Source organism: Sphingomonas sp. P3_C6 (assembly GCF_056402595.1).
This window is the reverse complement of sequence record NZ_JBFUHB010000004.1, coordinates 127,467-153,107: the sequence shown is the minus strand read 5'-3', so window position 1 is coordinate 153,107 and position 25,641 is coordinate 127,467. Positions and strand designations below refer to the sequence as shown.

The 25,641-nt window shown below is 65.3% G+C and carries 22 protein-coding genes; 18 read left to right on the top strand and 4 right to left on the bottom strand.

Features of this window, described 5'->3' with window-relative positions:
* Window positions 1-162 precede the first annotated feature (162 nt).
* Window positions 163-5,439, bottom strand: a complete 5,277-nt coding sequence (locus tag AC1DT7_RS07030) for an autotransporter domain-containing protein (protein WP_478035178.1) — start codon at window positions 5,437-5,439, stop codon at window positions 163-165.
* 211 nt (window positions 5,440-5,650) lie between these two features.
* On the opposite strand from AC1DT7_RS07030, the gene AC1DT7_RS07025 reads away from it, so the two are divergent.
* Both AC1DT7_RS07025 and AC1DT7_RS07020 read left to right on the top strand, forming a co-directional pair.
* Window positions 5,651-6,538 carry a helix-turn-helix domain-containing protein gene (locus AC1DT7_RS07025; protein ID WP_478035177.1) on the top strand — a complete coding sequence of 296 codons (888 nt, stop codon included), beginning with the start codon at window positions 5,651-5,653 and terminating at the stop codon, window positions 6,536-6,538.
* A 355-nt stretch (window positions 6,539-6,893) separates the two neighbouring features.
* A complete protein-coding gene (locus AC1DT7_RS07020; protein ID WP_478035175.1) occupies window positions 6,894-7,619 on the top strand; it encodes a hypothetical protein in 726 nt (241 codons plus the stop codon).
* Window positions 7,620-7,760: 141 nt separating this feature from the next.
* Here AC1DT7_RS07020 and AC1DT7_RS07015 read toward each other — a convergent pair whose 3' ends face one another.
* A complete protein-coding gene (locus AC1DT7_RS07015) occupies window positions 7,761-8,924 on the bottom strand; it encodes a helix-turn-helix transcriptional regulator (RefSeq protein ID WP_478035174.1) in 1,164 nt (387 codons plus the stop codon).
* Window positions 8,925-9,109: 185 nt separating this feature from the next.
* On the opposite strand from AC1DT7_RS07015, the gene AC1DT7_RS07010 reads away from it, so the two are divergent.
* The 11 genes from AC1DT7_RS07010 to AC1DT7_RS06960 all read left to right on the top strand — a co-directional run bounded on the left by AC1DT7_RS07010 (window position 9,110) and on the right by AC1DT7_RS06960 (window position 20,373).
* The gene (locus tag AC1DT7_RS07010; protein ID WP_478035172.1) at window positions 9,110-12,634 is read left to right on the top strand and encodes an autotransporter domain-containing protein; all 3,525 of its coding nucleotides are present in this window, start codon (window positions 9,110-9,112) and stop codon (window positions 12,632-12,634) included.
* A 37-nt stretch (window positions 12,635-12,671) separates the two neighbouring features.
* Window positions 12,672-12,869, top strand: coding sequence for a hypothetical protein (locus tag AC1DT7_RS07005; protein WP_478035171.1), 198 nt, complete (start codon window positions 12,672-12,674; stop codon window positions 12,867-12,869).
* 385 nt (window positions 12,870-13,254) lie between these two features.
* Entirely contained in the window at window positions 13,255-14,547 is a 1,293-nt protein-coding gene (locus tag AC1DT7_RS07000; protein ID WP_478035169.1) for a hypothetical protein, read from the top strand.
* A 6-nt stretch (window positions 14,548-14,553) separates the two neighbouring features.
* Window positions 14,554-15,147: a hypothetical protein gene (locus AC1DT7_RS06995; RefSeq protein WP_478035168.1), complete on the top strand. Its 594-nt coding sequence runs from the start codon at window positions 14,554-14,556 to the stop codon at window positions 15,145-15,147.
* Entirely contained in the window at window positions 15,144-15,674 is a 531-nt protein-coding gene (locus AC1DT7_RS06990) for a hypothetical protein (RefSeq protein ID WP_478035166.1), read from the top strand. The genes AC1DT7_RS06995 and AC1DT7_RS06990 overlap by 4 nt, the downstream gene beginning before the upstream one ends.
* On the top strand, window positions 15,671-16,336 hold the full coding sequence (locus AC1DT7_RS06985) for a DUF998 domain-containing protein (protein ID WP_478035164.1): 666 nt from the start codon (window positions 15,671-15,673) through the stop codon (window positions 16,334-16,336). Before AC1DT7_RS06990 ends, AC1DT7_RS06985 begins: the two co-directional genes overlap by 4 nt.
* A 123-nt stretch (window positions 16,337-16,459) precedes the next feature.
* Window positions 16,460-17,248, top strand: a complete 789-nt coding sequence (gene cobA / locus AC1DT7_RS06980; RefSeq protein WP_478035163.1) for a uroporphyrinogen-III C-methyltransferase — start codon at window positions 16,460-16,462, stop codon at window positions 17,246-17,248.
* A complete protein-coding gene (locus AC1DT7_RS06975) occupies window positions 17,245-17,541 on the top strand; it encodes a DUF2849 domain-containing protein (protein ID WP_478035161.1) in 297 nt (98 codons plus the stop codon). Before cobA ends, AC1DT7_RS06975 begins: the two co-directional genes overlap by 4 nt.
* 1 nt (window position 17,542) lies before the next feature.
* The gene (locus tag AC1DT7_RS06970; protein WP_478035160.1) at window positions 17,543-19,174 is read left to right on the top strand and encodes a nitrite/sulfite reductase; all 1,632 of its coding nucleotides are present in this window, start codon (window positions 17,543-17,545) and stop codon (window positions 19,172-19,174) included.
* A 7-nt stretch (window positions 19,175-19,181) separates the two neighbouring features.
* Entirely contained in the window at window positions 19,182-19,622 is a 441-nt protein-coding gene (locus AC1DT7_RS06965) for a DUF934 domain-containing protein (RefSeq protein ID WP_478035357.1), read from the top strand.
* Entirely contained in the window at window positions 19,615-20,373 is a 759-nt protein-coding gene (locus AC1DT7_RS06960) for a phosphoadenylyl-sulfate reductase (RefSeq protein ID WP_478035158.1), read from the top strand. Before AC1DT7_RS06965 ends, AC1DT7_RS06960 begins: the two co-directional genes overlap by 8 nt.
* Window positions 20,374-20,391: 18 nt before the next feature.
* Here the strand turns inward: AC1DT7_RS06960 and AC1DT7_RS06955 are convergent, their stop codons facing one another.
* Window positions 20,392-21,897: a replicative DNA helicase gene (locus AC1DT7_RS06955; RefSeq protein WP_478035157.1), complete on the bottom strand. Its 1,506-nt coding sequence runs from the start codon at window positions 21,895-21,897 to the stop codon at window positions 20,392-20,394.
* A 140-nt stretch (window positions 21,898-22,037) separates the two neighbouring features.
* Here AC1DT7_RS06955 and AC1DT7_RS06950 point away from each other — a divergent pair, with 140 nt between their 5' ends.
* From AC1DT7_RS06950 to dcd, 5 genes are all read left to right on the top strand, one after another.
* Complete coding sequence (locus AC1DT7_RS06950) at window positions 22,038-22,520, top strand: UPF0262 family protein (protein ID WP_478035155.1); 483 nt, start codon at window positions 22,038-22,040, stop codon at window positions 22,518-22,520.
* Window positions 22,521-22,524: 4 nt separating this feature from the next.
* Window positions 22,525-23,214, top strand: a complete 690-nt coding sequence (locus tag AC1DT7_RS06945; RefSeq protein ID WP_478035153.1) for a glycoside hydrolase family 25 protein — start codon at window positions 22,525-22,527, stop codon at window positions 23,212-23,214.
* Window positions 23,214-23,669 (top strand): cytidine deaminase, encoded by a 456-nt coding sequence (locus tag AC1DT7_RS06940; protein WP_478035356.1) that lies wholly within the window; start codon window positions 23,214-23,216, stop codon window positions 23,667-23,669. Before AC1DT7_RS06945 ends, AC1DT7_RS06940 begins: the two co-directional genes overlap by 1 nt.
* 234 nt (window positions 23,670-23,903) lie before the next feature.
* A complete protein-coding gene (locus AC1DT7_RS06935) occupies window positions 23,904-24,281 on the top strand; it encodes an RcnB family protein (protein WP_478035152.1) in 378 nt (125 codons plus the stop codon).
* Window positions 24,282-24,398: 117 nt separating this feature from the next.
* Window positions 24,399-24,953: a dCTP deaminase gene (dcd, locus tag AC1DT7_RS06930; protein WP_478035150.1), complete on the top strand. Its 555-nt coding sequence runs from the start codon at window positions 24,399-24,401 to the stop codon at window positions 24,951-24,953.
* 159 nt (window positions 24,954-25,112) lie between these two features.
* Here dcd and AC1DT7_RS06925 read toward each other — a convergent pair whose 3' ends face one another.
* On the bottom strand, window positions 25,113-25,469 hold the full coding sequence (locus tag AC1DT7_RS06925; RefSeq protein ID WP_478035148.1) for a tetratricopeptide repeat protein: 357 nt from the start codon (window positions 25,467-25,469) through the stop codon (window positions 25,113-25,115).
* Window positions 25,470-25,641: the final 172 nt, after the last annotated feature.

Genomic DNA, 25,641 nt, shown 5'->3' with positions numbered 1-25,641 from the left:
GGGATGAGAGCTGCTGCTATTGGGCCAGTAACAGACAGGCGACCATTGGCCACGGAGCGTGAGAAACGGGCCCGGCTTCGTTACATTTCAATCCCCCGGGTGGCGCAAGCCACCCGGGGGCCGGACAGGTTCAGGAACGGACCTGCCCGCCGGTGCCGATCATCAGAAGATGATCTTGAGGCCTCCGGTGATTGCGTGGTCGGCTGTGCCGACTCCCAGAACCCCGTCGTAACCGACACTCAAAGTGGCGCTCGGGGATAGCCGGAACCGTGCCTCCGCATTGAACAGACCTGCATCCTTCGATCCGGCCGTGCCGAGCACGGTGAAGGGCGTCCCGCCGGCAAAGGCATGACGGCCGACCGGTTCCAGATCGTCCCAGCCGTGGCGCCACCCCACGGTGCCGCGCAGCGAGAAGGGACCGGCGCGGCTGGTCTCGAAGCGCGCGCCCAGCGTGGAGCCGATCGTCTTTTCGCTGATCGCAGCGCCCGACAGCGCCGCCGGACCACTGGCTTCGGTGAACGCATCGGTCCTGGCGCGAATGGCGGTCAGGCCGACGAACGGCTCGACATACCCCCTGCCCAGCGGCACCCGATAGCCGACCTCGACAAAGCCCTGCAGCACCGAGCCGTGATAGTCGGCGGTCGGCGACGCGCTGAACCCCTGGAACGCGATCCGGCGCGTCGTCTTGGTGGAGGTGCGGGCATAGCCAACCCCGCCCCGAAGGCCGAACCCGCCGAAGCGTGCGCCGGCATAGACCATCCCGTGAAGACCCTCGATCGAACCGCTGCTGTCGCGGTGGTCGAGTCTTAGCTTCGTGTCGGTCCAGCCGCCGGCCACCCCGATCGTCACCGGCCCGACGCTGCGGTCCAGCCCGATCACCCCGCCCTTGGTATCGCGATCGAGTTCAGCCGCGTTGTAATCGCCATCGCTGATCCCCGAGGTGGTCAACAGGCGGCCCCAGACCGACCAGCCCGGCTGGCCGTCGGCAAGGCGGTCGAGCACGGCGCCCCGGACCAGCCGGCTGTCCTCAACCATCGCGTTTCGCGCGGATGGATGGATCTCGCCGGAAAGCTGGTCGAAGGCGACCTGCGCCGCGGCGTCGGTCGGCAGCAGCAGCAAGGCGTCCTTGACCGGATTGCCGTTGGGCAGGCTGTCCGCGCCCGCCGCGGCCGCCTTCTGGTTGGGGGTGAGCCCTGCGCTGGCCAGCGGCTTGAGCTGGGCGAATTCGAGGAACGCGCTCGTCGGTGTGTAGCCGTCGCGAAGCCCTGCGAAAGCCGTCAGGAATTGATCCTCGAAAACGAACTGGCCGGTTAGCCCGCCATCCGCCTGAACCACGACATGTTTGCCGTAGAGCACCAGCGGTAGGGTCGTCGTCGCCTGCAGCCTGCTGCCCGTCTCGATCGTGACCTTCCCCGTCGTGCGGAAACTGTCCGCGGCGTTCAGCCCGGCAATGTCCACCGACAGCACCGAACCGTTTGCGAAGGTCGTAGCCGCCGAGGTTTGGACGATGTCGCCGACGCCGCCGTCCTGGAGCCTGAGCAGGCCGCCTTGCTGGAAACGCTCAAGCCCCTGCCAGACAGTGGTTTCGGCCGTCGCACCCAATACGCCACCGAGAATGGTACCGGTTGGGGAATTGAGCAGGGTATCGTCGAGCGTCGCGAAGTTGCTGATGCCGCCGGTGCTCCGCCAGGTGCCCGAGTTGAGCAGCAAGCTGCTGTCGCCAGCGATTTCGACGGTGCCGAGCAAGGTCGCGGTATTGCCGATAGCAACCGCCCCTCCGCTCGCGCTGATCGCCCTGCCCGATCCTAGCCCGGAGACGTTGCGAATCGTGCCGTTGTTGACGATCACCACTTGCTGGTTGCCGTCGGAGAAAGCCTCGACGCCGTTGGTGTTACCCTGCGCAACACCGTTCACGGTGATGCGCGTGTCGCCCAGCCCGAAATTGATCGCCGAGATGCCGCTCAGACCGCCGGATGCGTTGCCCGATTCCACGGTGATGTCACCCGAGTTGCCGCCGGCGAAGACGAGGATGCCCGTCTTATCCTGCGAGGTGACTGTGCCAGTGGTGACGATCGCGGTCTCGCCGCTCCCAAGATTTTCGGCAGTGATTGCGTTGCCGACGGCCTGAACTTCGGTCGCGCGGATCGTCAGGTTGGTCGTACTCTGGTCATTTTCGGCGAGGATCCCGAATTCGCCACCGGTGACGACCCCGGTTGTCCGGATCGACGTTGCGCCGGTGCCCTCATTGTCGATGCGCAGGCCGCTCACGCCGCCCGACACGCGGGCGGCAAGGACGGTGAGGTCGCCGCTGTTCGCGCCGCCGCCCGCAGTGATTCCGGCCTCATCCACGCCATTGACCTGACCGGTGGCGATAATGGTGGTGGTGCCGGTTCCCAAATTGGTCGCCGCAATGCCGTAGCTGCTGCTCTGGACGTCGGCCGCGCGGATCGTCATGTCGGTCGAGGTGAATTCGGTCCGCGCGTAAATGCCGAAATCCTCGGCGCTGACAAGCCCGGTGGCGGTGACCGAAGCGGCGCCAAGCCCATCATTTTGCGCGTAAATGCCGAAGGTGCGGCCCGCGACCGTGCCGGCCTCGATGGTCAGGTCGCCGGCGGTTGCTCCCGCGAGCGCCCGGATGCCGGCTCCCGTCTCGGCCGAGACGGTCCCCGCCGCGATGACGCTGGTGGTGCCGCTGCCAAGATTTGCGACACCGATGCCGTCTCCATTGGCTGCCACGGCACTGGCGCGCACCGTCAGATCGCTCGCGCCCCCGCCGTTTTGCGCGAAGACACCGAATTCGTACCCCGAGACGAGCCCGGTCGCCGAGATGAGCGTCTCGCCCGACCCGTCGTTGACGGTGCTGATGCCGCGGTCTCCGCCCGCGACACTGACCGCAGCGACGCGGATGTCGGTCGCTCCGGTCCCGTTGGTCACGCCGATGCCAACCCCATCGACGGCGGTGCCGCTGACGCTGCCCGTCGCGGTGATGCCGGTCGCGCCGACACCGAAATTGGTGACGGCGATCCCGGAGCTTCCGGCGACATCGACAACCTCGACCGAAACGTCCGTCGCCGCCGTCCCGGTCTGGATCCCGATGCCGCTTCCGGTGATGCCGGTGACGGTGCCGCTTGCACGAACGCTGGTGACGCCCGTGCCGTTGTTCGAGAGGTTGATCCCGATCTGCTGGCCTTCGACATTGGCGACATCGGCCGACAGGTCGGTCGCCGTCGATGCGTTTGCCAGGCGGATGCCATCGAAGGTGGAGCCGGCGACGTCGCCGGTCGAGGTGACGCCGGTCGATCCGCTGCCCGAGTTGATCGCGACGATGCCAAATGCCCCGACGACATCGGCGGACGTGATCGCGATGGCGTTTGCGGACGAATCGTTGGTGGCGACGATGCCGTAGCCCGAATTGCTGGAGACCCGTCCGGAGGCAGTGATCGCGGTGTTTCCAGTGCCGTTGTTGATGGCCGCGATCCCGGCGAGCTCGCCATTGACCTGGTTGGCACGGATGTCGATGCCGGTGGAATTGATACCGGCCTCCACCGAGATGCCGGTTTCGCTCAGTCCCGTGACGGTCCCGGTCGCCTCGATGCTGGCGAACCCGCTCGCCATGTTGAAGACTTCGATGCCCGTGGTGCCGCCCGTCGCCTCGCCGATGCTGACATTGACTGCGCTGACCGCCTCTTCGGCATAGACCCGCACGGCAGCCGCGGTCTGGCCGGTCACCTTGTCTGCGAGCACGGTCATCGTCCCCGACCCGTCGCTCTCCGCAACGATGCCATATCGGCTTGACTGGACCTCGGCTGCGCGTAGGAAGAGATCGGTCGTCTTTCCCTCGCGATTTTGCGCGAGGATGCCATAGCCATAGGGGCTGGATTCGGTGGCCACGACGAGCCCGGTGACGGCGATGAAGGTCTCGCCGGTGCCTTCGTTGCGGGTATACATGCCGAAATTGCCGCCGGTCACATTGACGGCGTTGACCCGGATATCGGTCGCTCCCATGCCGGCGACGACCGAGATTCCGCTGCCCAGGGTGCCGATGAGGTTTCCGGTCGCGTTCACCTGCGCAAGCCCGATTCCTTCATGCGTCAAGGTGATGGCGGTGGTGTCGCTGGTCACGTCGACGGCCTCGATCAATGCGCTCTGGCTCGCGGCGGTCGTGAGGATCGAAATGCCGGTCGATGCCGAAGTCACCTGCCCGCTGGCGCGCACGACCGTGTCGCCCGATCCAAGATTTTCGGCGCGAATGCCCCGGGTCGCACCCACGACGTCATGCACATCGACCAGCATGTCGGTGGTGGCCACGTCTCCGAGGACGTTGATCCCGTCATCGCCGAAGCCGCTTACGGTGCCGGTCGCGATGACCGTGGTGGTGCCAACGCCGCTATTATAGGTGCGGATGCCCGTATCCCCGATCACGTCGGTGGCGGTGATCGACAGGTCGCCGACGAGGCCCTGACTGGACGCGAAGATGCCATTCTCGCTCGCACCGGCGACCAGCCCGGTCGCGACGATGGACAGGTTCCCGCTGCCCAGGCTGCTGGCGGTGATGCCGCTTGTCGCGCCGTTCACCTGCGCGGTGCGAATGTCGATTCCGAGGGTATCGGCACCGGCGGAGACGCGAATGCCGTCGGCGCTCAGCCCTGTCACGGTCCCGCCCGCGTCGACCTTGACCAGGTCGGTGCCGGTGCTGTCGACGATGATGCCGAAAGTGCCACCGGTGACCTCGCCGACGGTGAGGTCGACATCGTCGGACGCGTCGCCCGCGATGATGCGCACGCCCGCGCCCGTCTGGCCGGACACCGGACCGACCGCAGTGACCGTCGCCGATCCGTTCGCACCGTAAGCGATGCGGATGCCATCGTCGCGCGCGCTCACATCCTTGACGATCAGGCTGAGATCGCCCGCGCCGAAATCGCTGCTGGAGAAGACTCCGTCGCCGGCGATGTTCGAGATCGTCCCGAGCCAGCTGGCCACGGTGTCGCCACCGCCGCTGTTTTCGAGGCGAAGCCCGCGCGTGCCATTGGCGAAGATGTCGGCGTTCGAAAAGATGCTGAGCTCGCCACCCGACAGGCCGCTGCTCCCGGTCGTCGCGAAGCGCACGCCCGCGCCGGTAAAGGCTTCGCCGCCCTCATAGCTGATCAGGCCGTCTCCGCTCACGTCGAGTGCAAGGCCGTTGCCATTGCCGCTTGTATCGACTTCGAATGCGGGATTGGCGGTCACCTTCGCATCGTCGGCGATGATAGCCTGCGCCACGTCGGTCTGGCCCGCGCAGGTGAAGGTGGCCGGCGGCCCTTCGACGCATTGCGCATATGCCGGCGAGGCGATCGCCGTGAGGCTGGCCGAGGCGGCCAGAGCCGCGAGCCGCGCGATCTTCCGACGGTGCGCGCCGCGGCGCGGTCCGGGCGGGGCGAGATTCGAAATCATTGCGTTCATGATGCGGGTTCCACTGTTCCTGATTGGCGCCCGTCCCCTGCTGACCGACATCCACGGGGGGTCGATGCGGCAGCCGAAGCCGGGCTGCGGCTCGATGGATCAGGGGCGGCCCCACGATCAGGTGCACCGGCCGTCGGCGGACGCTGCTTCGAAATGCAACGGGTTGCATTTGGCGGGGTGACCGGTCAGGCTCCGGACCGGAGGGTGGCCGATGTCGAACAGCTTTGGAGATCGGCTCACGCTGGCACTGAAGGCGCTGTCGATGAGCCGGGGCCGGCTCGCCGCCGAACTGGAGGTCGACAAGTCGCTGGTCGGGCGATGGGCGTCGGGAACGGTTCGTCCCTCGGGCCACAATCTCGAACGCCTGACCCGCTTGCTCGCCGAAAAGCTTCCCGGCCTGACGCTGCTGGATTGGGAGCGCGCGCCTGCTGACTTCGCTGCCTTGTTCGGAGTCGACTTCGTGCACCCGCTCGACGATCGACCGTCGGGGCTCGACCTTCCGGCGGAGACGCTGGACGCCGCTTTTGGATCGACCCGGCTACGCGGCGAAGGCTATGAAGGCTTCTGGCGGGCGACTCATCCTGCAGTCATCGCCCCCGGCAGGTTCTTCCACGAACACGGCATGATCCGCCTCGGCGATGCAGGGCTCCTCAGGTTTGAGCTCGGTGGTCCTGATGTTCGCTACGTCGGTTCGATATTGCCGATCGAAGGTCAGGTCTTCGTGATCGCCACCGACACCGTCCGGTATCTTCCCTGTTACATGATCTTCAATATCGTCACCACGCCGAAGATCATGCTGATGGACGGTATTCTGCTGACGGCCGGAAATGCGATGCGGAACCCCTCGGCCTATCCGATCGTGATGGAGCGGATCGGGGATCTCACCGGAGATAAGGAGGCCGACGATGCCCACGCCGCTTCGCTGATGCACCGCCCTCAGTTCGTTCAGGACGATGCATTGGTTTCACAACCCATGCGCGATCACCTGATTCGGGATTTCGGCCCCACGCCGGCGAAGACTGGTGGCGACATGCTTTTGACCGCGGCAGGAACGGCGGATCTGGCCAAGGTCGTCGCGGCGCTCAATTATCCGCGCTGAGCACGACTTGCCGCCCCGGGGACCATCTGTCCTCCCCATGGCAAGCCTTCTCGATCCTTCCGCGCGTGGGCACGTTCTTGCTCAGTGGATTGCTTGCTTCGTTGCCGCGGTGTTGTTTCAGGCCGTGTGCCGGTCGAGCACCAGTTCAAGAGAGGAAAATCAGGCGACCCGGCGGGCCGGCCGCGCCAGCCGTGAGCTGCGTGACGATTTCGCACCACCCTACCCAAACGAAGAGCGCGGCGAAGCCCGGTGTAGCGCCATGGTTCGATCAACAACTTGATGCCCGTCATTTGCCGAATGGCAGATCGGGAGGTCGGGCGGTGATCAGGCGGGCGTCGGCTTCAGGGAGGTAATTGTGGCGATTCTGACGGCGGCGGCTCGGGTTGGTTCCGGCGACGAGCGTCGATTCTTCGCGGCGATGGCGATCATCGTGTCGGTGGCAACGTTCGTGGGTTTCGCACCGAGTTATTATCTGGCGCCGATGTTCAGCGCCAAGCCGTTGTCGGCGCTGCTCCATGTCCACGGCGTCGTTTTCACCGCCTGGATAGTGCTCTACGTCGCGCAGACCGTGCTGATCTCCGCAGGGCGCGCCGATATTCACCGGATCACCGGATACGCCGCCGTGGTGCTCGCAGGCGTGATGGTGCCGTTGGGCATCGCGACGGCGATCACCACCAAGCGCGTTGCCGTCGCCCATCACGTGCCGCCGCAGGGGCCGCCCCTGATCTTTCCCCTCGGCGCGATCCTGACGTTCGCAGTGCTGGTTGGCGCCGGAGTCGCGATCCGCAAGCGGCCTGCCTGGCACAAACGGCTGATGCTGCTCGGCACGGCGGCGATCCTGACCACGCCGCTCGCCCGGATCACGCGGTTTACCCATATCGGCCTGACGCCGGCGCTGGGCGGGATGATCCTGACGGATATCATGCTGGCGGCCCTGATATTCCACGACGTACGGACGCGCGGCAGGTTGCACCCGGCGACGATCTGGGGCGGCGGGTTCTTTTTAGCGACGCAAGTTCTGCGCCTCGCCCTCAATGCGACTCCGGCCTGGCAGGCATTTGCCAAGGGATTGACGGGCTGAGCCAATCGGCAGCTTCCAGACAGCCCGCAATACCCCAAAAGCCCCTTTTGGGCGTAAGGCTCGCGAACTTTAGTCTTCGTTCAACGGCAAGGTGCAGGTGCTGACCCAGGGGGATGTCAAACCCTATTGTCCACCCACACTTCACCGCGGCATATTTGCGATCCGGGCAATGAGTTGCGCCTGGCTGGCCGTCTCGGTCTTGAGAAAGATGTGCTTCAGGTGAAAGCGCACTGCGTTAACACTGACGCCGTTGCGGCTTGCATAATCCTGGGGTGTCTGCCCCTCGACCAGGGCGTCGACGACGCGTGCCTCGGAGGGTGTCAGTCCGAACCACTGCGCCAATCGGTCGATGCCCAGGACCGGCCCCTCGCCCACCCCGCTGCCGATGGTGACGATCATCGCGGCATCGGGAATGGCACCGCCGATATAGGGCACGGTCTTGGGCTTGATCAGCATGCCGAGCACCGGGTGTTCCAGGCCCGCGCGGTCAATCGCGTGGAAGGCGAGGTCGTCGCGCGACGGGCTCGAGCCCATGATCGCCAGCTTCTGCTGGCTGGCCGGATCGACGAAGGCCAGCTTTCCGCCCTTGGTCGTTATGAGGCCCGCCGCCTCGTAATGCGCGACACGATCATTGGCCGACAGGATATTGAAATCCTTGTCGAGGCTGATCAGGGCGTAACGCGACCGGTTAGCCGCCGCCCGAGCCGCCCCCGCCGCCACTTCCAGGCTGGCGATGCGGTGGCTGATCCGCACGGCGCGCTGGATATGCGGGCCCAGAACCCGGAGACCACGGCGCAGCACGGTGAGGTCGCGATCCCCCGGCCCGATCAGCAACAGGCCGAGACGCTCGCCATCACGACGGTCGAGCATAAGACAAAGCGTGCGGTCAACATTCATCGCCGCAAGGAAATTCTTGTAGAGGCCCGTCTTGCGGAGCTCCTCGCGCGGCAGGATTTCGTCGGTATCGATCAGCTGGCCATTTCGCGCCGGCCATGTCCGTTGCGACCAAGGGTTGTTGTACGCGAAGACCGCGCTGTACATTAATTCGACACCCGGCCCGACATTGGTCGACGCGATAAATTTCGCGCTTGGGGGATTGCGTCGTTCCAGCATCAGAAAAGCGGTTCGCCATTCGGGCGGACAAAGCGCCAGCCTGATCTGCTCGATCGTCGCATCCCATCCGGACGGGTCGAGCGCGCATTCGTAGATCTGACCGACCAGCCGGTCGAGCGTGTCCCACCCAAGCGGCAGGCGATCCCGAATATGCCGCTCTTCCGGCATAGCCTCAACAACCACGAACTGCATGGCGATTTTGCAACCTCCTACCCAAACGAAGAGCGCTGCGCACGGTACCGCCCGGCCATATCCCGATCAACGACCGAATGGACTTTTCGGCGAGACGGCAATCCGGCAGCAAAGGGGCGATCATGAATCGGCGGTATTTGAGCGTTCGGCACCTTGCGCTTGGCGCATCGTCCCTGGCGGCCGTGATGGGTTCGCAACGCGGGGAGGCGGCTGCGCAGGGCTGCGTACCGCAATCGCCGGGCAGCAACACCTATATCTGCACCTCGCCGGCCGGCACGGTGACGACCACCCAGACGATCACGTCTTCCACGCCTCTCACCATCACCACCGATCCCGGCTTTTCGATCGACACAGCCAGCGGCGATGCGATCGACATCTCCGCCCAAGGCAGCTTCACCGACACGAACCACGCGACGATCACCGGCCAGGCCGTGGGCGTGAAATTCTTCAGCTCCACCCCCGGCGGGGACATAAGCCTGACCACCAACGGTGTCGTCACCGGCCGCACCGACATCGGCATCTACGCCCAGAGCCAGGGCAATCTCACGATCAACGCCGCTGCAGTGAATGGCGCGAACTCCGGCATTCATGCCCAGAGCTTCGGCGGCAATATCGCGATCACCACCACCGGCCCGGTGGTGCAGAAGGCCGGCGGCAGTCCCTACGCCCAGTGGGGCATCAATGCCGAAGCGAGCGACGCCAACGCCGCACGCACGCTCACGATCACCACGGTTGACGTGACCGGCACCAACGGGGGCGCGATCTTTGCCAGCGCCTTGGGCAGCGGCAATGTCACCGTAACGTCGACAGGCACGTTGACTGGCGACGAGCACGGCGTGTTCGCGGTCAACGGCAGTGGCGGAGGCCTGACCGGCGGCATCGTGACGGTGAACGTCCACAACGTCTCTGCCACGAGCAGGGCGATCGAAGTCGGCACACCGGGCGCCGGCGCCATATCGGTGACGGCATCCGGTGCCGTCGCGAGCAGCGGCGCGCTGGGCACCCCCACCAATTCCTTTGGGATATTCACCCACGCCGCTTCCGGCCCAACCGACATCCACATCACAAGCAGCGGCACCGTCAATTCAACCTACCGGGCCATCTATGCCACCAGCACGAACGGCGGCGCGATCACCATCACCGCCGACGGCGCGATCACGCGCACTGGTCCGTTGATCTCAGGGCTGCTCCACGACAGCGTGATCGGCGCCGACCAGACGGTCGCCTCGTCGTCCACGCCGGGTTTGGTAACGATCAACGCCAACGCCGATGTGACCGACCGGAGCGGAACGCTGGCGGGTATCCATGCCAGCGGCCCCGGTCAATTGAACATCGCAGTGGGCGCGGGCGCGACGGTGGACGCAGGCGTCGCGATCGCCGCCGAAGGAGCGGTCGCGGTCGTGGTCAACGGCAAGGTGATCGGCCGACAGGCGGGCAACAACGGCTATGCCCCCAACGCCCCTATTGCGGTTGAGCTTCAGGTCGGTCTCGGCAAGAGCGCCTCGCTCTCGATCGGCGCGGGAGGCGTGGTCGATGGGCAGGTGTCGGTAAACCGCTATACGAGCCAGGGCGGCAACATGGCCATCACCAATGCCGGCACTATCACGCAGACCCTTTTTTCGCGCCCGACGACCACCCTTATCAACACCGGCACGATCACTGGCGTCGGAGGGCAGCCGGCCGTCGTCATCCTGGGCCCCAACAGCAGAGTCGATCTGCGAGGCGGCGCGGTGACGGGTGACATCATCGTGAGCGGAACCCGCAGCGCCGGCGGCCCGGCCACGATCGACTGGACGAGCGGCTCGCTGGCTGGCGCCATTCAGGTCGATCTCGGTAGCGCGACGTTCGGCTCGAACGCGCCGGGCAATGTGGTCAACCTGACCGGCCTCACGGCCGCCGACCTCGCAGCGACGACTCGACTGCAAGGCGGCTTCTACGACACCTTGAATCTGAACAATGTCTTGTTGCGCGGCGGCGACTTCTCGAGCGACGCCAGCCGCGGCATAGGGATTCAGGGTTGGCAGACGGTCAACCTTACCGGGGGCAGCGCACTGACGCTGACCGGGAATCTATTCGGCCCCAGTCTCGGTGCTGGCACCGTCTCGATCGACCCCACATCCACGCTCTATGCCGGCAATGGGGTGAACCCCAAGATCGGCCAGAGCGGCATCGTGGTCGATCTGGTCAACGCGGGTACCGTCAGCCTCGCCAACGGCAGCCTGGGCGGCAATCGGCTGAGCGTCACGGGCGGCTATACGCAGACTTCAACCGGCAATCTGGTGATCGGCGTGTCGCCCGGCGCGATCGACCAGGTGTCGGTGACCGGCAATGCCAGCGTGGCCGGGAAGGTAACCTTTGCCTGGGCGCCGGGGACCTACACCGCCAGCACGCGCAGCTTCCTGCATTCGACGACTGCGCTCTCGGGCATTTTTGCCTCCGTCGCCAACGCTTCGGGGACCAGCGCGCCCGGCGGGTTCGACATCAGCGTGGCCTACACGAACACCGATGCGCAACTGAAGCTCGCCGGTACTACGCCCACTCCGACACCGACACCGACACCGACACCGACGCCGACGCCGACGCCGACGCCGACACCGACACCGACACCGACACCGACGCCGACACCGACGCCGACACCCACGCCGACCCCAACGCCAACACCGACCCCAACACCCACGCCGACGCCGACCCCAACACCCACGCCGACGCCGACGCCGACGCCGACCCCAACGCCAACCCCCACGATCGTCGCTCCGGCGGACGCACGGATTTTCAGTGCGCAGACCTTCGCCTTCGCGACGGCCAACGAGCAGGACGCCATCGCACTGCTTTCACGGACCAACGCGGACGGCGGCGGGCATAGTTCCTACAATCTGGGCCTTGCCGCCGGCCCGCATGTCCGCACCTGGATTCAGGCCGGCGGCAGCGGTTTGCGGGCCAGCGGATCGCGCGTGCCCCTGCCCTTCCAGTCGACCAACTACGCGATCGAGGGCGGCGTGGACGCCACCGTCGGAAGCACGGGCCGGCTCGGCGGTGCCGTCGGCTATGATCGCCAGGCGCTCGACGATGCGTCCGGCGGCAGCGGCCGTTCCGACACGGTGCGCGTCAGCGTCTATGCGTCGCAATCGCTCGGACCGATCGGTCTTTCGGCGGTCGGCAGTTACGCCCATGCCTGGATCGACACCGATCGCGCGACCGGGATCGGCGCGGCCCATGCGAAGCGGGCGGCGACGCAGTGGCTTGGCGGCGCGCAGGCGGCGATCCCGTTTCAGCTGGCCGGCGCGACGATCACCCCCATTGCGGGCGTGATCGTCTCACGGTTGCAGATCGACGGTTTCGCGGAGCAAAGCGGCGCTCCGGCGGCATTCCTGGTCAGCGGTGTAAAAGGCGCACGCACTTTCGTCACGCCCTTCGCGCAGGTCGGCTGGTCCTACACGGTCGAGCGGGCCGACGGGACGCAGATCATTCCCGACGTCCAGTTCGGCTACCGCCATAGCGAGTCCGCGCGCGGCATGCCGATAACGCTGGTCGCGCAGGACGGCACTGCCTTTGCCGGCAACCGCATCGGCCTGCCTCAGGACAGCCTGTCTCTCGGCACCAGCCTCACCGTCCACAAAGGCCGCTGGACCGGCTTCGTCTCCTATCGCGGCCAGTTCGGATCGAACTGGCAGGACAATGGCGGGTCGGTCGGCGTCCGGCTCGCCTTCTGAGCGGCGCCCCCGCCGCCACTTCCAGGCTGGCAATGCGATGGCTGATCCGCACGGCGCGCTGGATATGCGGGCCCAGAACCCGGAGGCCACGGCACAGCATAGTGAGATCGGCATCTCCCAGCCCTGTCAGCAAGAGGCCGAGCCGTTCGCCGTCACGACGATCGAGCATGAGGCACGGCGTCCGATCGACCTTCATCGCCGCCAGAAAATTCTCGTAGAGGCCGTTCTTTCGTAGTTCCTCGCGCGGCAGGATGTCGTCAGTATCGATCAGTTGCCCGTTGCGCGCGGGTTCGCCATTCGGCCGGGCGCAGCGCCATTCTGGTCTGCTCGATCGTCCCGTCCCACCGGGACGGACCAAGGGGGCATTCGTAGATCTGGCCGATCAGCCGGTCGGGCGTCTCCTACCCGAGCAGCAGGCGGTCATGGATGCACCGCTCGTCCGGCATGACATCAACAACCGCGAACTTCATGGCGATTTCTCGACCTCCTACCCAAACGGGGAGCGCTGAGCACGGTACCGCTCCGCCATAGCCCAATCAACGACCGAATGACCCCGAAGTGGTAGCGACGGCGGGAATTCGGGCGTCGGTAACCCATTATTTCGGGAAAGGGCTTCGTCGATGATCACTGAATTTCCGCTGCGTCACCGCGGCATCTGGACGCCGATCAACCTTAGCGGCCTTGGCGGCCTTGCACTCGCCGCCGCGCTCATCCCGCTGCCCGCCGCAGCCCAGGTCCGCATCGAACCAGGTAGCGGAGGAGGTCAGGCGGCTATCTGCTCCTCGGGCGGCGTGATCGGCTTTGGTGACGAGGATGGCTGCGACAGCTTCCCGGTCTACTACAACGAAACCAGGATCAGGGTCGGTCCTGACGGGCGGGATGTCATTCTCGACGGTGTCGACGGCCTCGCGACCTTCAACGGGGGTGCCATTTTCAACGGGGGGGCGCAGTTCAACGGCCAGGCGAATTTCACGGGCTTCACGACTGTGGACCAGCTCAATACGAACTCCATCAACAATGCCGGCAATCTGACCACCAGGAGCATCAACACCGGGTCGCTCGCCGCGACCGGCAATGGAAGCTTCGGCGGATCGCTGACGTCGAACAGCTTCGCGACCGGCCTGGCCGAGATCACCGAGCTCCGCACGTCGAAAGCGACGTTCAATTCCTCGGTGACGATCAGCGGCAAGCTGGCGATCACCCCCGGCACCACGATCGACGCCGGCGGAAACCGAATCCAGAATATCGGGGCGCCGATCGCCGGGACCGATGCGGCGAACAAGGACTATGTCGATAGCGCGATCGAGAGCGTCGCCGGGAATGTCACCAACCTGACGAACCAGGTGAACGATCAGGGCACGCGCATCACCGCCGTCGAGGCGACCAACGTCCAGCAGGACACGCGGCTGACCAACGTCGAGACCGTCAATAAGGTGCAGGATACGCGGCTGACCTCGGTCGAGAATGTTAATAGCGTGCAGAACACGCGCCTGGATTCAGTGGAAACCGAGAATGTCACGCAGAATACCAGGCTGACATCGGTCGAGGCGAGGAACCTCACCCAGGATACGCGGATGACGGCGATCGAGGCGGTGAACACCGTCCAGTCGAACCAGATCAGCACGTTGCAGGATCAGGTCGGCGGGCTGCAGACCTCGGTCAGCGGGCTGCGCCGGAACATCCAGGAGGCGAATGGCGGCATTGCCGCGGCAGTGGCCCTGGGTGGCACGATGATCGTGCCGGACAGCGCGCTCTCGATGTCGTTCAACCTGGCGACCTATCGCGGGCAACAGGGCTTTTCGGGAGCGGTGGTCGGGCGGCTGAGCCCCAAGGTCTATGTCAATGCCGGCGTCGGCGGATCGACCGTGCGCGGATCGACCGCCGGGCGCGTCGGCATCAGCTTCGGCCTGTAAAAGACGATGAGGACGCTGCGAAACCTGGCGATTGCGGTCGCCGTCGGCGGCTGCTTGTTCATCGCCTTGATCCTTGCCGAGGCCAGTACGCCTGGCCTGGACCTCGGCGCGACCAAGTTCGTCCTGCCGATGGTCCTCGGCTCGGGCTTGCTTACCGGCCTGAATGCGCTGGCGCGCAATCGACGGATGCCGGTAGCGACCGATGCTCGCAAGGCGGAATTGCTCGCCTTTCCGCCAAGCCCTGGGGCCGGCTGGATCGTCGTGATGCGCGACAAGACCAACGCCGCGGGGTCGATCGGCTTCGACGTGTCGGTCGATGACGTGGTGATCGCCCAGTTGATGCCGAAGCGCTTCACCATGATGGCGTTGCCGGCAGGGGCACACCGCCTGTTTGCAGACATCCCCGGCGCCCCCGGTCCATCGGCCGTCGCGCCGCTCGACATCGCGGTGGCGCCGGGCGCGATCATGATCTTCGCGATCCGGACCTCGATGGGCCTGGTTCGCACCTCGCCCCGGCTCGACGCCGTCGCCGACACGCCGGAGGCGCGTGCCATACTCGCCCGGATGCGGTTGGTGGAACCCGACCGGGCAGAGCCATGAGCGTCGCGCCCGGCCAAGTCATATTTCACGCCCTGGTGACGGCGTTGCCGGTATTGCTGTTCGCGATCATCGGCACCGTGGTAATGCTGCGCAGGCGAAAAGTGACGGCTTCGCAGGCTGCACCACCCGTCACCGCGCCGGGCGGGACGATGACTGTGCCCGTACGCGCGCTGTACCGGCGCCAGGGCGGTTTGTTCGGCAGCAACGCGCACAACAGCATCAACCCGCGCTTCGTGATCGCGCCCGGCGCCATCCATTTCAAGGTGTTCCGGGAAAGCCGGCTGCCCTTTGCGAGCATCGACCATGTCGAGGTTCGCGAATGGTTCGGCAGCGTGCACCTGCTGTTTCTCAACAGTGAAGCCCCTCGCCTGCTGAGCGCCAATGTCGGCGACCGTGCCACCGCGAAGCGGGTGCTGGATGCGCTGCCCCGTTCCGTCGCGCTCACGCCCGAGGCAGCGACGATCCGCGATGGCCTGCCGGCCGCGGGGACGTCGGGACTGAGACTATATGGGGGACGATTCTGGTGACGGCAGGAAACGATCGAGGCGATATTGCGCCCAACCCGCCCTCCACGCTGCTGGCGACGATAGCGGCGTGCTGCTTCTCCTACTTCGTCGCGGCCCTGTTGGTGATGCACCTCATTCGGCCGGATTATACGATCGTGGATCATATGATCAGCGACTATGCGGTGGGACGGTTCGGCTGGATCATGACGACAGCCTTCGTCGCAGCCGCGGTGGGTTGCCTGGCGCTGTCGATCGGGATGTTCCGGGAAGGGCCGGCGACGTGGCCGGGCCGACTTGGCTCGACCGCGTTGATCGTGGTTTCCGCAGGTCTGATGGTCACGGCCATTTTCCCCACGGACCTTGAAACTGCCCCGTCGACGCGAACGGGGGATATCCACACGTTGAGCTTCCTCGTGAATGTCGCCAGCGCCCTTCTGGCGGCCATTTTCCTGGGGCTGAGCTACGGCGGCAGCGACCATTGGCAGCGCCGAAAATATCCCGCGCTGGGATTTGCGGCACTGTTGATTGCCGCATTCGTCGCCCAGTTCCTCAGCCTTCACCGCGGAGCGCCCTATGGCATCACCAACCGCGTCTTCGTCGCCATTCTGATGTCGTGGTTCATTTCGACCAGCTTCTGGCTTTGGCAGGTCGCCGCCTCGAGGCAGAAGGCAGGGACAGGCTAACCGGCCGTCGCGCGACGCCCTTGCCGTGGCGGGCCTCGTCCGACAAGCCGCATAGATTCGCTAAGCCCCCGCAAAGCAAGCATCCGTTGCGACTTGCCGCCCCGGGGACCATCTGCCCTCTCCATGGCAAGCCTTCTCGATCCTTCCGCGCGTGGGCGCGTGATTCTTGTCGGTGCCGGTCCGGGCGATCCCGGGCTGTTGACCGTTCGTGCGGTCGAGGCGCTGAAGACCGCCGACATACTGGTCCATGACGGGCTGATCGATCCGCGCGTTCTCGATATCGCGCCTGCCTCGGCGCAGCGTATCTCGGTCGCGAAGCAGCGCGCGCGGCATACATTGCCGCAGGAGGCGATCAACGCGCTGATCGTCGCGCATGTGAAGACCGGCGCGATCGTCGTCCGGCTGAAGGGCGGCGACCCGTTCATCTTCGGCCGTGGCGGCGAAGAGGTCGAGGCGGTGCGCGCAGCCGGGCTGCCGGTCGAAGTCATTCCCGGCGTGTCCGCGGCGCTTGGCTGCGCTGCCGAGGCGATGCTGCCCCTCACCCACCGCGACCATTCGAGCGCGGTCAGCTTCGTCGCCGGCCAGTGCAAAGGCCTGACCGAGCAGGACTGGTCGGGGCTCGCCGGCAAAGGCCGCACCCTCGTCATCTATATGGGCGTCGCGACGGCGAACGACATTGCCGACAAGCTGATGCGCGACGGCGTTGCGCCCGACATGCCGGTCGCGGTGCTGGAGCGCGGCACGCTGAAGGGCAGCCGGGCGATCAGGACGCTGCTGGCCGATCTCGGGTCCATGGTCGACCGCGAGAAGGTGGCGAGCCCGGCGATCATCGTCGTGGGCGAGGTCGTCGAGCTGTCGGACGCCGAGGACAAGCTTGGCCGCTGGGCCAGAATTGCGGAGAGCGTGGCGTGAAATTGCTGACCGGGAACGACCTGCCGACCGGCGACGTGATCTGGTGGACCGGTGAAGGCTGGTCGCGCCATGTCGAAGACGCCGCCGATGTCGGCGACATGGGCGAGGCGATCGCCCGCGCCGAGGAAGGCGCGCGCCGCACCAATGCGGCTTATGTGATCGACGCGACGCTGACCGAGAACGGCCCCCGCCCTGCCCATATCAAGGACCGCGTGCGCGCCCTGGGCCCGACGGTGCGGCTCGACCTGACATTGAAGCCCGCCGATCCGGCCGCGGGGAGCTGGGTGATCTGAGATGTATAAATACGACCAATATGACCAGGCGATCGTCGATGCGCGCGTCGAGGAATTTCGCGACCAGGTGAAGCGCCGCCTTGCCGGGCAGATCACCGAGGACCAGTTCAAGCCGCTGCGGCTGATGAACGGCCTGTATCTGCAGCTTCATGCGTACATGCTGCGCGTCGCCATCCCGTACGGCACGCTGGACGGGCGGCAGATGCGGATGCTCGGCCATATCGCGCGCAAATATGATCGCGGGTACGGGCATTTCACCACGCGGCAGAACATCCAGTATAACTGGATCAAGCTGGCCGATGCGCCCGATATCCTGGCCGAGCTCGCCACGGTCGAGATGCATGCGATCCAGACCAGCGGCAATTGCATCCGCAACATCTCGTCGGATCAATATGCCGGCGCCGCAGCGGACGAGGTGGCCGATCCGCGCCCCTGGGCCGAGCTACTGCGCCAGTGGAGCACGTTCCACCCGGAGTTCACCTATCTGCCGCGCAAGTTCAAGATCGCGGTGATCGCGGCCGATGAGGACCGGGCGGCGATGCGGCTGCACGATATCGGCATCCAGCTGCTTGAGCGGGACGGCGAGCTCGGCGGCAAGATCTTCGTCGGCGGCGGCATGGGCCGTACGCCGATGGTGGCGCCCGAGATCAAGGATTTTGTCGGCGCGGACGACCTGCTCAGCTATATCGAGGCATGCCTGCGCGTGTACAATCGCTATGGCCGGCGCGACAATATCTACAAGGCGCGGATCAAGATCCTGATCCATGAGCTTGGTGCCGACGAATATCGCCGCCAGGTGGAGGAGGAATTCATCGCGGTGAAGGCGCTGGGCATCGACCCGCCCAAGGCCGAGTTCGATCGGATCACCGCCTTTTTCGCGCCGCCGAAGTTCGAACAGGGCGCGAGCGAGCTGGTCAGCCGCAGCGATCCCGATTTCGCGGTGTGGCTCGACCAAAACGTCAAGGGGCACAAGCAGCCGGGTTATGCCATCGTCAACATCAGCCTGAAGCCGACCGGCGGCATTCCGGGCGACGCCACGGCCGAGCAGATCGAGTTGATGGCGGCGCTGGCCGAGCGCTATTCGTTCGACGAGCTGCGCGTGACCCATGCGCAGAACATCGTGCTGCCGCATGTCCGCAAGGCCGATCTCTACGCCGTATGGCAGGCACTGAACGAAGGCGGGCTGGCCGAGGCCAATCTCGACCTGATCAGCGACATCATCGCCTGCCCCGGCCTGGATTATTGCAGCCTGGCCAATGCGCGCTCCATTCCGGTCGCGCAGAAGATCGCCAGCCGTTTCGCCGATCCGGCGCGACAGCGTGACCTGGGCGAACTGAAGCTGAAGATCAGCGGCTGCATCAATGCGTGCGGCCACCATCATGCCGGTCACATCGGCATCCTGGGCGTCGACAAGAAAGGCACCGAAAATTACCAGCTGCTGCTCGGCGGATCGGGGGCCGAGGATGCGAGCCTCGGCCGGATCACCGGGCCCGGGTTCGACGAGGACGGCATCGTCGATGCGGTCGAGCGCGTGACCGACCGCTATGTCGCGCTCCGCGAGGAGGGCGAACGTTTCCTCGACACCTATCGCCGTGTCGGCATCGATCCGTTCAAGGAGGCGATCTATGGGTGAGGCCCCGATGTCCGCTTCTCAGGAGAAGCAGTGGCTGCGCTTCCGCGAGGATGCGCCGCATGACGAGCCGGCGGTCACGCTCGACGCCTTCATGGGCCAGACCAACGCGACCGCGGTGCGGGTCGAGTCGGGCGACGATGTCCGCGGGCTGATCCCGCATCTCGGCCAGATCGCGCTGATCGAGGTGAGCTTCCCGACCTTTCGCGACGGGCGCGGCTATTCCTCGGCGCGGATCCTGCGCGAGGCGGGCTATACCGGCGAGCTGCGGGCGGCCGGGGACGTGCTGGTCGACCAGATCCCGCTGATGAAGCGCTGCGGCTTCGACAGCTTCGCGCCCCAGGCCGAGATCGACAGCGAGACGCTGCAGGCGTCGCTCGCGCGGTACGACACTGTCTATCAGGCGGCGGCCGATGGCCGGGTACCAGTGTGGAAGCTTCGGCATGGCTGAGGCCGCGCGGAAGATCGACGTCATCGATGCCCGGCCCGTCTTTACCCAGGCGGATGCGGACGCGCTGAACGCGCGTTTCGCGGGTGTCGACACGCCGGCAATGCTGAAGGCGCTGTTCGCCGAAGGCCTGCTCGGCGCGACGGCGGTCGTTTCCTCGTTCGGCACCGAAAGCGCCGTCCTGCTGCATCTCGTCGCGCAGGCCGATCCCAGTGTGCCGGTGATCTTCGTCGATACGCTCAAGATGTTCCCGGAGACGCTCGCTTATCGTGAGACGCTGGTGAGCCGGTTCGGGCTGACCAACAGCTGGGTGGTCGAGCCCGATGCCGCGGTCCTCGCGGCGAAGGACGACAAGGGCCTGCGCTGGTCCTACGATCCCGATGGGTGCTGCGACATCCGCAAGGTCGAGCCGTTGAGGCGGGCCAAGGCCGGGCTCGACAGCTGGATCTCGGGCCGCAAGGCGTTCCAGTCGGTCACCCGCCAGAACATTCCGCGTTTCGAGGTCGAGGACGGCCGGCTGAAGGTCAACCCGCTAGGCGACTGGGTGAAGGGCGATCTCGAGGCCTATTTCGAGGCGAACGCCCTGCCCCGCCATCCACTTGAGGCCGAAGGGTATCTGTCGATCGGCTGCCAGCCCTGCACGAGCAAGGTGCAGCCGGGCGAAGACCCGCGCGCCGGTCGCTGGCGCGGCTGGGACAAGGTCGAGTGCGGCATCCATGTCGCCGAAAAGCCGGGCGAAGAACCGGTCTTCTGACCTGCTCGGCGCGATCGGCTATGCCGGATAGCCCTCGCCGGGCGCCAGATCGCTGAACTTGGTGATGTGCGGCTCGAACTTGAGCGTGACCTTGCCGGTCGAGCCGTGGCGCTGCTTGGCGATGATCAGTTCCGCCTGGCCCTGGACACGCATGAAATGCTCGGTCCACATCGCATGCTTGTCCGCCACGCCGGGCGGAGAGCCGTGCGACGGGATCTCGGGCTGGGTCATGTTGAGATAATAATCCTCGCGGTACACGAACATCACCATGTCGGCGTCCTGCTCGATCGAGCCCGACTCGCGAAGATCGGACAGCAAAGGCCGCTTGTCCTCGCGCTGCTCAACCGCGCGGCTGAGCTGCGACAGCGCGATCACCGGCACGTTCAGGTCCTTGGCGACGTTCTTGAGACCGCGGCTGATCTCCGAAATCTCCTGCACGCGGCCGTCGCCTGCGCTCTTCGCCGAGCCGGTCAACAGCTGGAGATAGTCGACGACGATCAGACCCAGCTGATTATTGTGTCGGCGTTGCAGCCGGCGGGCGCGGGTGTGCAGCGCGCCGATCGTCAGGCCGGCCGTATCGTCGATGAAGAGCGGCAGATTCTCTAGCTCGCCTGCCGTGGTCGCGAGTTGCCTGAATTCCTGGTGGCTGATCTTGCCCGAGCGCAGCACGTCGGAGTTGATCCGCGCCTGTTCGGACAGAATACGGCCGGCAAGCTGATCGGCCGACATTTCCAGGCTGAAGAACGCGACCTTCGCCCCGAGCGACCGGTCCGGCTCGATGCCGTCCTCCATGTCGCGCATCCAGCGCTGGGCGGCGTTGAACGCGATGTTGGTGGCGAGCGAGGTCTTGCCCATGCCCGGTCGACCGGCCAGGATCATGAGATCGGACCGGTGCATGCCGCCGATCTTGGCATTCAGGCTCTCGATGCCAGTGGTGATGCCGGAGATGTGCCCGCCCGAATTGAGGGCGACCTCGGCCATTTTGAGGGTGACCTTGGCGGCCTGGAGGAAGCTCTTGGTCTGGTTCTCGCTGCCGCCGTCGACGGCGACCTTGTACAGTTCCTCCTCGGCCGCCTCGATCTGGGCGCGGGGATTTACCTCCTCCGAGGTGTCCATTGCGCCCTCGACCAGCCCGCGACCGACGCGCACGAGCGTGCGGAGCATGGCGAGGTCGTAGATCTGCTGGGCGAACTGGCGCGCGCCGATCAGGCCGGCGCCCGACCCGGTGAGCTGGGCGAGATAGCTTGGGCCGCCAAGCTCCTTCATACCCTCGTCCTGCTCGAACATCGGGCGAAGCGTCACTGGCGTCGCGAGCATGTCGTTGCCGCGCGCCATCTTGATCGCTGCGAAGATGCGGCCGTGCACCGGCTCGAAGAAATGATCGGGCTCGAGCCGGTCGATCAGATCGTCGGCCAGCCGGTTGTCGATCATCATCGCGCCGAGCATCGCTGCCTCGGCCTCGACATTCTGGGGGAGCGAGGGAGCGTCAGGGAGAATCGGTGTCGGGAGGATCGCTGTGGCCATTACCATCCCTTTCCAGAGGTCGCCCTCGGGCTCAAGGGACAGCGCAGCACAATAGCGGGGATAAGTTTCCGGCGACGGATGAAAGGCCCGGATGAAGGGAGCATGTTGTTCCCGGCGGCCTTCCTCTTTACGGGAACGTGATGGCCGACCCGCGCATCATCGCCGTCTCCCTCGACGAGCGCACCATATTGTGGCGGTCGGCGGATATCGAGCAGGAACGGCGCATTGCCATCTTCGATCTGGTCGAAGGGAATTATTTCTGCCCGCAGCGCGCCTACCCCGATGGCTATGCGGGGCCTTTCCGGATCGCGCTCGCGGTCGAGGAAGGGCGGCTGGCCATTGCGATCCACCGCGAGGACGAGTCGCATCTCGAGACCTATGTCCTCGCGATGGGGCGCTTCCGCCGGCCGATCAAAGATTATTTCGCGATCTGCGACAGCTATTACGAAGCGATCCGAAACGCGACACCCGCGCAGATCGAGACGGTCGATATGGCGCGGCGCGGCATCCACAACGAGGCGGCCGAATTGCTGAAGGAACGGCTGGAGGGCAAGATCGAGATCGATTTCGACACCGCGCGGCGATTGTTCACGCTGATCTGCGTCCTGCACATCAAGGGCTGACGGCATGGCATCGCCTCTCTGGGGCCGCCGGATCGGACAGATCGGCGCGCTCGGCATCGTCCTGATATTAGTCGGCGTCAGCGCCTGGATCTTTGCACTCAGCTGGCGCCCGTCGGACAAATATGGCTTCCAAGGAGTCGAGATATCCGACGACCAGGGCGTGATCGAATGGTCGACGGTGAAGGCCGGCGGGGCGGATTTCGCCTATCTGCGCGCGACCTTCGGTGCCGACGGACGTGACGAGCGGTTCGCGACCAATTGGTCGGATGCCTATGCCGCCGGCCTGCGGCGCGGGGCGATCCATGTCTTTTCGCTGTGCCGGCTCGCTGCCGACCAGGCGAACAACTTCAACACCACCGTGCCGCGAGTCGATGATGCCCTGCCGCCCGCCGTCGAACTTGATTTCGACCCGGATTGCGAGTCGCGCCCGGTTCGCAACGTGGTGCTCGGCGAGCTGCGGCGCTTCCTGACGATGGTCGAATCGCACAGCGGCAAGCCGGCGCTGATCAAGATCAGCAAGCGGTTCGAGGCGGCCTATCAGGTGACCGGCGCAATCCCGCGGACCGTGTGGGCGATGCAGGATTTCTTTCCCCCCGATTATACGGCAAGGCCCTGGCGCATGTGGCAGGCAAATGACATGCGGCGGATCGACGGGATCGACGGACCGGTGCGCTGGAACGTGGTCGCACCATGATGGCCGAGACCGAGATCCGAGACCGGCTGATCGCCGCTGCACGCGAGGCGGCGCTGAACGCCCATGCGCCCTATTCCCGCTTTGGCGTCGGCGCGGCGGTCTTGCTGACTGACGGCAGCGTGGTGACCGGCACGAATTTCGAAAATGCCAGCTATGGCCTGTCCCTCTGTGCCGAGACGGTTGCCCTGGCCACTACCAACGCCCAGGGGCGGCTGCGCGACGTTGTGGCGATCGGCGTGATCGGCGGCGTGATGGACGCCACGGGCAAGCCGACCGGTACCAAGCCTGTCGGCCCGTGCGGCCGTTGTCGTCAGGTGATCAACGAGGCGGCGCAGCTCGGCAAACGCGACATCGTGGTGTGGTGCGCAGGCGCCGAGGGCGACGCCCATGAGCGGCATGTGCTATCCGAATTGCTGCCCCACGCTTTTGGGCCGGGCGATCTCGGGATAGACTGATCACCGAACCGCCGCGGCGGCCCGGCGAACCTATTCTTCAAGTCCAGTGAATCTCTACGGCGTAAGTCTCAGGATTGATGTCGGCGATTCCACTCCTTGGAGCCTTGCCGACAATCGAAGCGGTTTGGAAAAACTATCTCGTTATTACAACGAAATAAATGGCCTCATCGGGCCTATTGGAACGTCCTGTACCGCGGCGCGTATTGACCGAGGTTATCCAGGAGAACCTCCCCCATGAACAATAAAATTTGCGCCGGCGTCGTCGCCGCGCTGCTTGCCACGTCGGTCAGCCTTCCAGCAGCCGCGCAGTACCGCCCGAATGGTCCCGACAGACACGGCCCTCACGCAAATGGTCCTCAAGGACGCGCCCCTCAGGGACATGGTCCGCAACGCAACGCATGGCGCGAAGTTGGCGTCTCGCACGGCCATAAATGGCGCAAGGGCCAGAAGCTGGCCCGCAACGACCGTCGCTATGTCGTGAGCGACTGGAATCGCCGCGGCCTGCGCACGCCGCCGCGCGGCTATCAGTGGGTGCGGGAGAACAACAACAGCGGCGATTTTCTGCTCGTAGCCGCCGCCACCGGCCTGATCGCCAGCATCCTCACCCAGTAAGCGCCGGGCGCGCCGGCACGCGTCGCGAGGGCGTGCCGGCCGTCACGGTTTCAACTCGATCGGCCTTGCCCCGAACGGCCATTCCCGCGAAAGCGGTCGGCTAAAGGGAGGCGCTTTATGTCGATCATGTCGGACCGGTGGATTCGCGAGCAGGCGCTCGACAATGGGATGATCGAGCCGTTCGTCGATCGGCAGCAGCGCGACGGATGCATTTCCTACGGCCTGTCGTCCTATGGTTATGACGCCCGCGTTTCCGACGAGTTCAAGGTCTTCACCAACATCGACAGCGTGATCGTCGACCCGAAGGATTTCTCCTCGAACAGCTTCGTCGATCGAAAGACCGACGTCTGCATTATCCCGCCCAACAGTTTCGCGCTGGCGAGGACGGTGGAGTATTTCCGGGTACCACGCGACGTGCTGGTGATTTGCCTCGGTAAATCGACCTATGCGCGCTGCGGCATCATCGTCAACGTTACCCCGCTCGAGCCAGGCTGGGAGGGGCATGTGACGCTCGAATTCTCCAATACCACCCCCCTGCCCGCGAAGATCTACGCGAACGAAGGGGCGTGCCAGTTCCTGTTCCTGGAGGGCAACGAGCCCTGCGAGACGAGCTATGCCGACCGGGCCGGCAAATATATGGGCCAGCGCGGCGTGACGCTGCCGCGGCTCTGATAGGGTCCTTCGACGCCTTCCAACACGATAAGAGAAAAGCCGGACGAGGCTAAATGCTCCGTCCGGCCTGATGACCTGTTGGCCGCCGTCCCACGTGGCTCACGCGCGCGGCGACCAATTCGTCAGATGGCTGGACTCTGCCCGGCCAGCGATTTGCCTTCAGCGTGACGACATCTGCCGTGCATTGAGGCGAGCGAGGCCGGCACTGGCCAGCATATGCGACGACGCCGTCTGTTCGGTCGTGACGTCCATCAGCATGTCAGGCCGCTCCAGAACAGCCTGATAGAGGTCACGCGCTTCCTGCTGGCGACCCGTGCTGCGATAGACAGCCGCCAGATTCAGCATCAGCTCGGGACGTGCGGGGAAAATCCGTCGTTCGTTGACCAGGGTCTTCTCAGCAGTGCTGAAATCCCCCTGTTTGATTGCCGTGTAGCCGGTGCGGTCGCTCGCAACAGCGGCGCTGCCCGCACCTGCCACGACAATTCCGGCGATCAAGACTCCAAAACCGATACGCATTGCTCTTCTCCTTACCGACCTTTCCACGAAAGGTTTCACTTTTATGACAGTGTTGTGTCATTTCGGAGACTCTTCCGCAACAGTTTTGCGACAGAGCGGCGAGAGGGAAGACCATGGCTTTCAGGCAATAAAAAAAGGGCGGCCCCGAAGGACCGCCCTTGATGTCACCCTG

Bases quoted from the DNA above. Each gene is read 5' to 3' on its own strand.
- AC1DT7_RS06945 (WP_478035153.1), top strand. From the start codon at position 22,525: ATGGCATCGCCTCTCTGGGGCCGCCGGATCGGACAGATCGGCGCGCTC.
- AC1DT7_RS06925 (WP_478035148.1), bottom strand. From the start codon at position 25,469: ATGCGTATCGGTTTTGGAGTCTTGATCGCCGGAATTGTCGTGGCAGGT.
- AC1DT7_RS06965 (WP_478035357.1), top strand. From the start codon at position 19,182: ATGTCCGCTTCTCAGGAGAAGCAGTGGCTGCGCTTCCGCGAGGATGCG.
- AC1DT7_RS07015 (WP_478035174.1), bottom strand. From the start codon at position 8,924: ATGCAGTTCGTGGTTGTTGAGGCTATGCCGGAAGAGCGGCATATTCGG.
- AC1DT7_RS06970 (WP_478035160.1), top strand. From the start codon at position 17,543: ATGTATAAATACGACCAATATGACCAGGCGATCGTCGATGCGCGCGTC.
- AC1DT7_RS06935 (WP_478035152.1), top strand. From the start codon at position 23,904: ATGAACAATAAAATTTGCGCCGGCGTCGTCGCCGCGCTGCTTGCCACG.
- AC1DT7_RS07000 (WP_478035169.1), top strand. From the start codon at position 13,255: ATGATCACTGAATTTCCGCTGCGTCACCGCGGCATCTGGACGCCGATC.
- cobA (WP_478035163.1), top strand. From the start codon at position 16,460: ATGGCAAGCCTTCTCGATCCTTCCGCGCGTGGGCGCGTGATTCTTGTC.
- AC1DT7_RS07025 (WP_478035177.1), top strand. From the start codon at position 5,651: ATGTCGAACAGCTTTGGAGATCGGCTCACGCTGGCACTGAAGGCGCTG.
- AC1DT7_RS06960 (WP_478035158.1), top strand. From the start codon at position 19,615: ATGGCTGAGGCCGCGCGGAAGATCGACGTCATCGATGCCCGGCCCGTC.
- AC1DT7_RS06940 (WP_478035356.1), top strand. From the start codon at position 23,214: ATGGCCGAGACCGAGATCCGAGACCGGCTGATCGCCGCTGCACGCGAG.
- AC1DT7_RS06955 (WP_478035157.1), bottom strand. From the start codon at position 21,897: ATGGCCACAGCGATCCTCCCGACACCGATTCTCCCTGACGCTCCCTCG.
- AC1DT7_RS06990 (WP_478035166.1), top strand. From the start codon at position 15,144: ATGAGCGTCGCGCCCGGCCAAGTCATATTTCACGCCCTGGTGACGGCG.
- dcd (WP_478035150.1), top strand. From the start codon at position 24,399: ATGTCGATCATGTCGGACCGGTGGATTCGCGAGCAGGCGCTCGACAAT.
- AC1DT7_RS06950 (WP_478035155.1), top strand. From the start codon at position 22,038: ATGGCCGACCCGCGCATCATCGCCGTCTCCCTCGACGAGCGCACCATA.
- AC1DT7_RS07005 (WP_478035171.1), top strand. From the start codon at position 12,672: ATGGCTGATCCGCACGGCGCGCTGGATATGCGGGCCCAGAACCCGGAG.
- AC1DT7_RS07010 (WP_478035172.1), top strand. From the start codon at position 9,110: ATGGGTTCGCAACGCGGGGAGGCGGCTGCGCAGGGCTGCGTACCGCAA.
- AC1DT7_RS07030 (WP_478035178.1), bottom strand. From the start codon at position 5,439: ATGAACGCAATGATTTCGAATCTCGCCCCGCCCGGACCGCGCCGCGGC.
- AC1DT7_RS06995 (WP_478035168.1), top strand. From the start codon at position 14,554: ATGAGGACGCTGCGAAACCTGGCGATTGCGGTCGCCGTCGGCGGCTGC.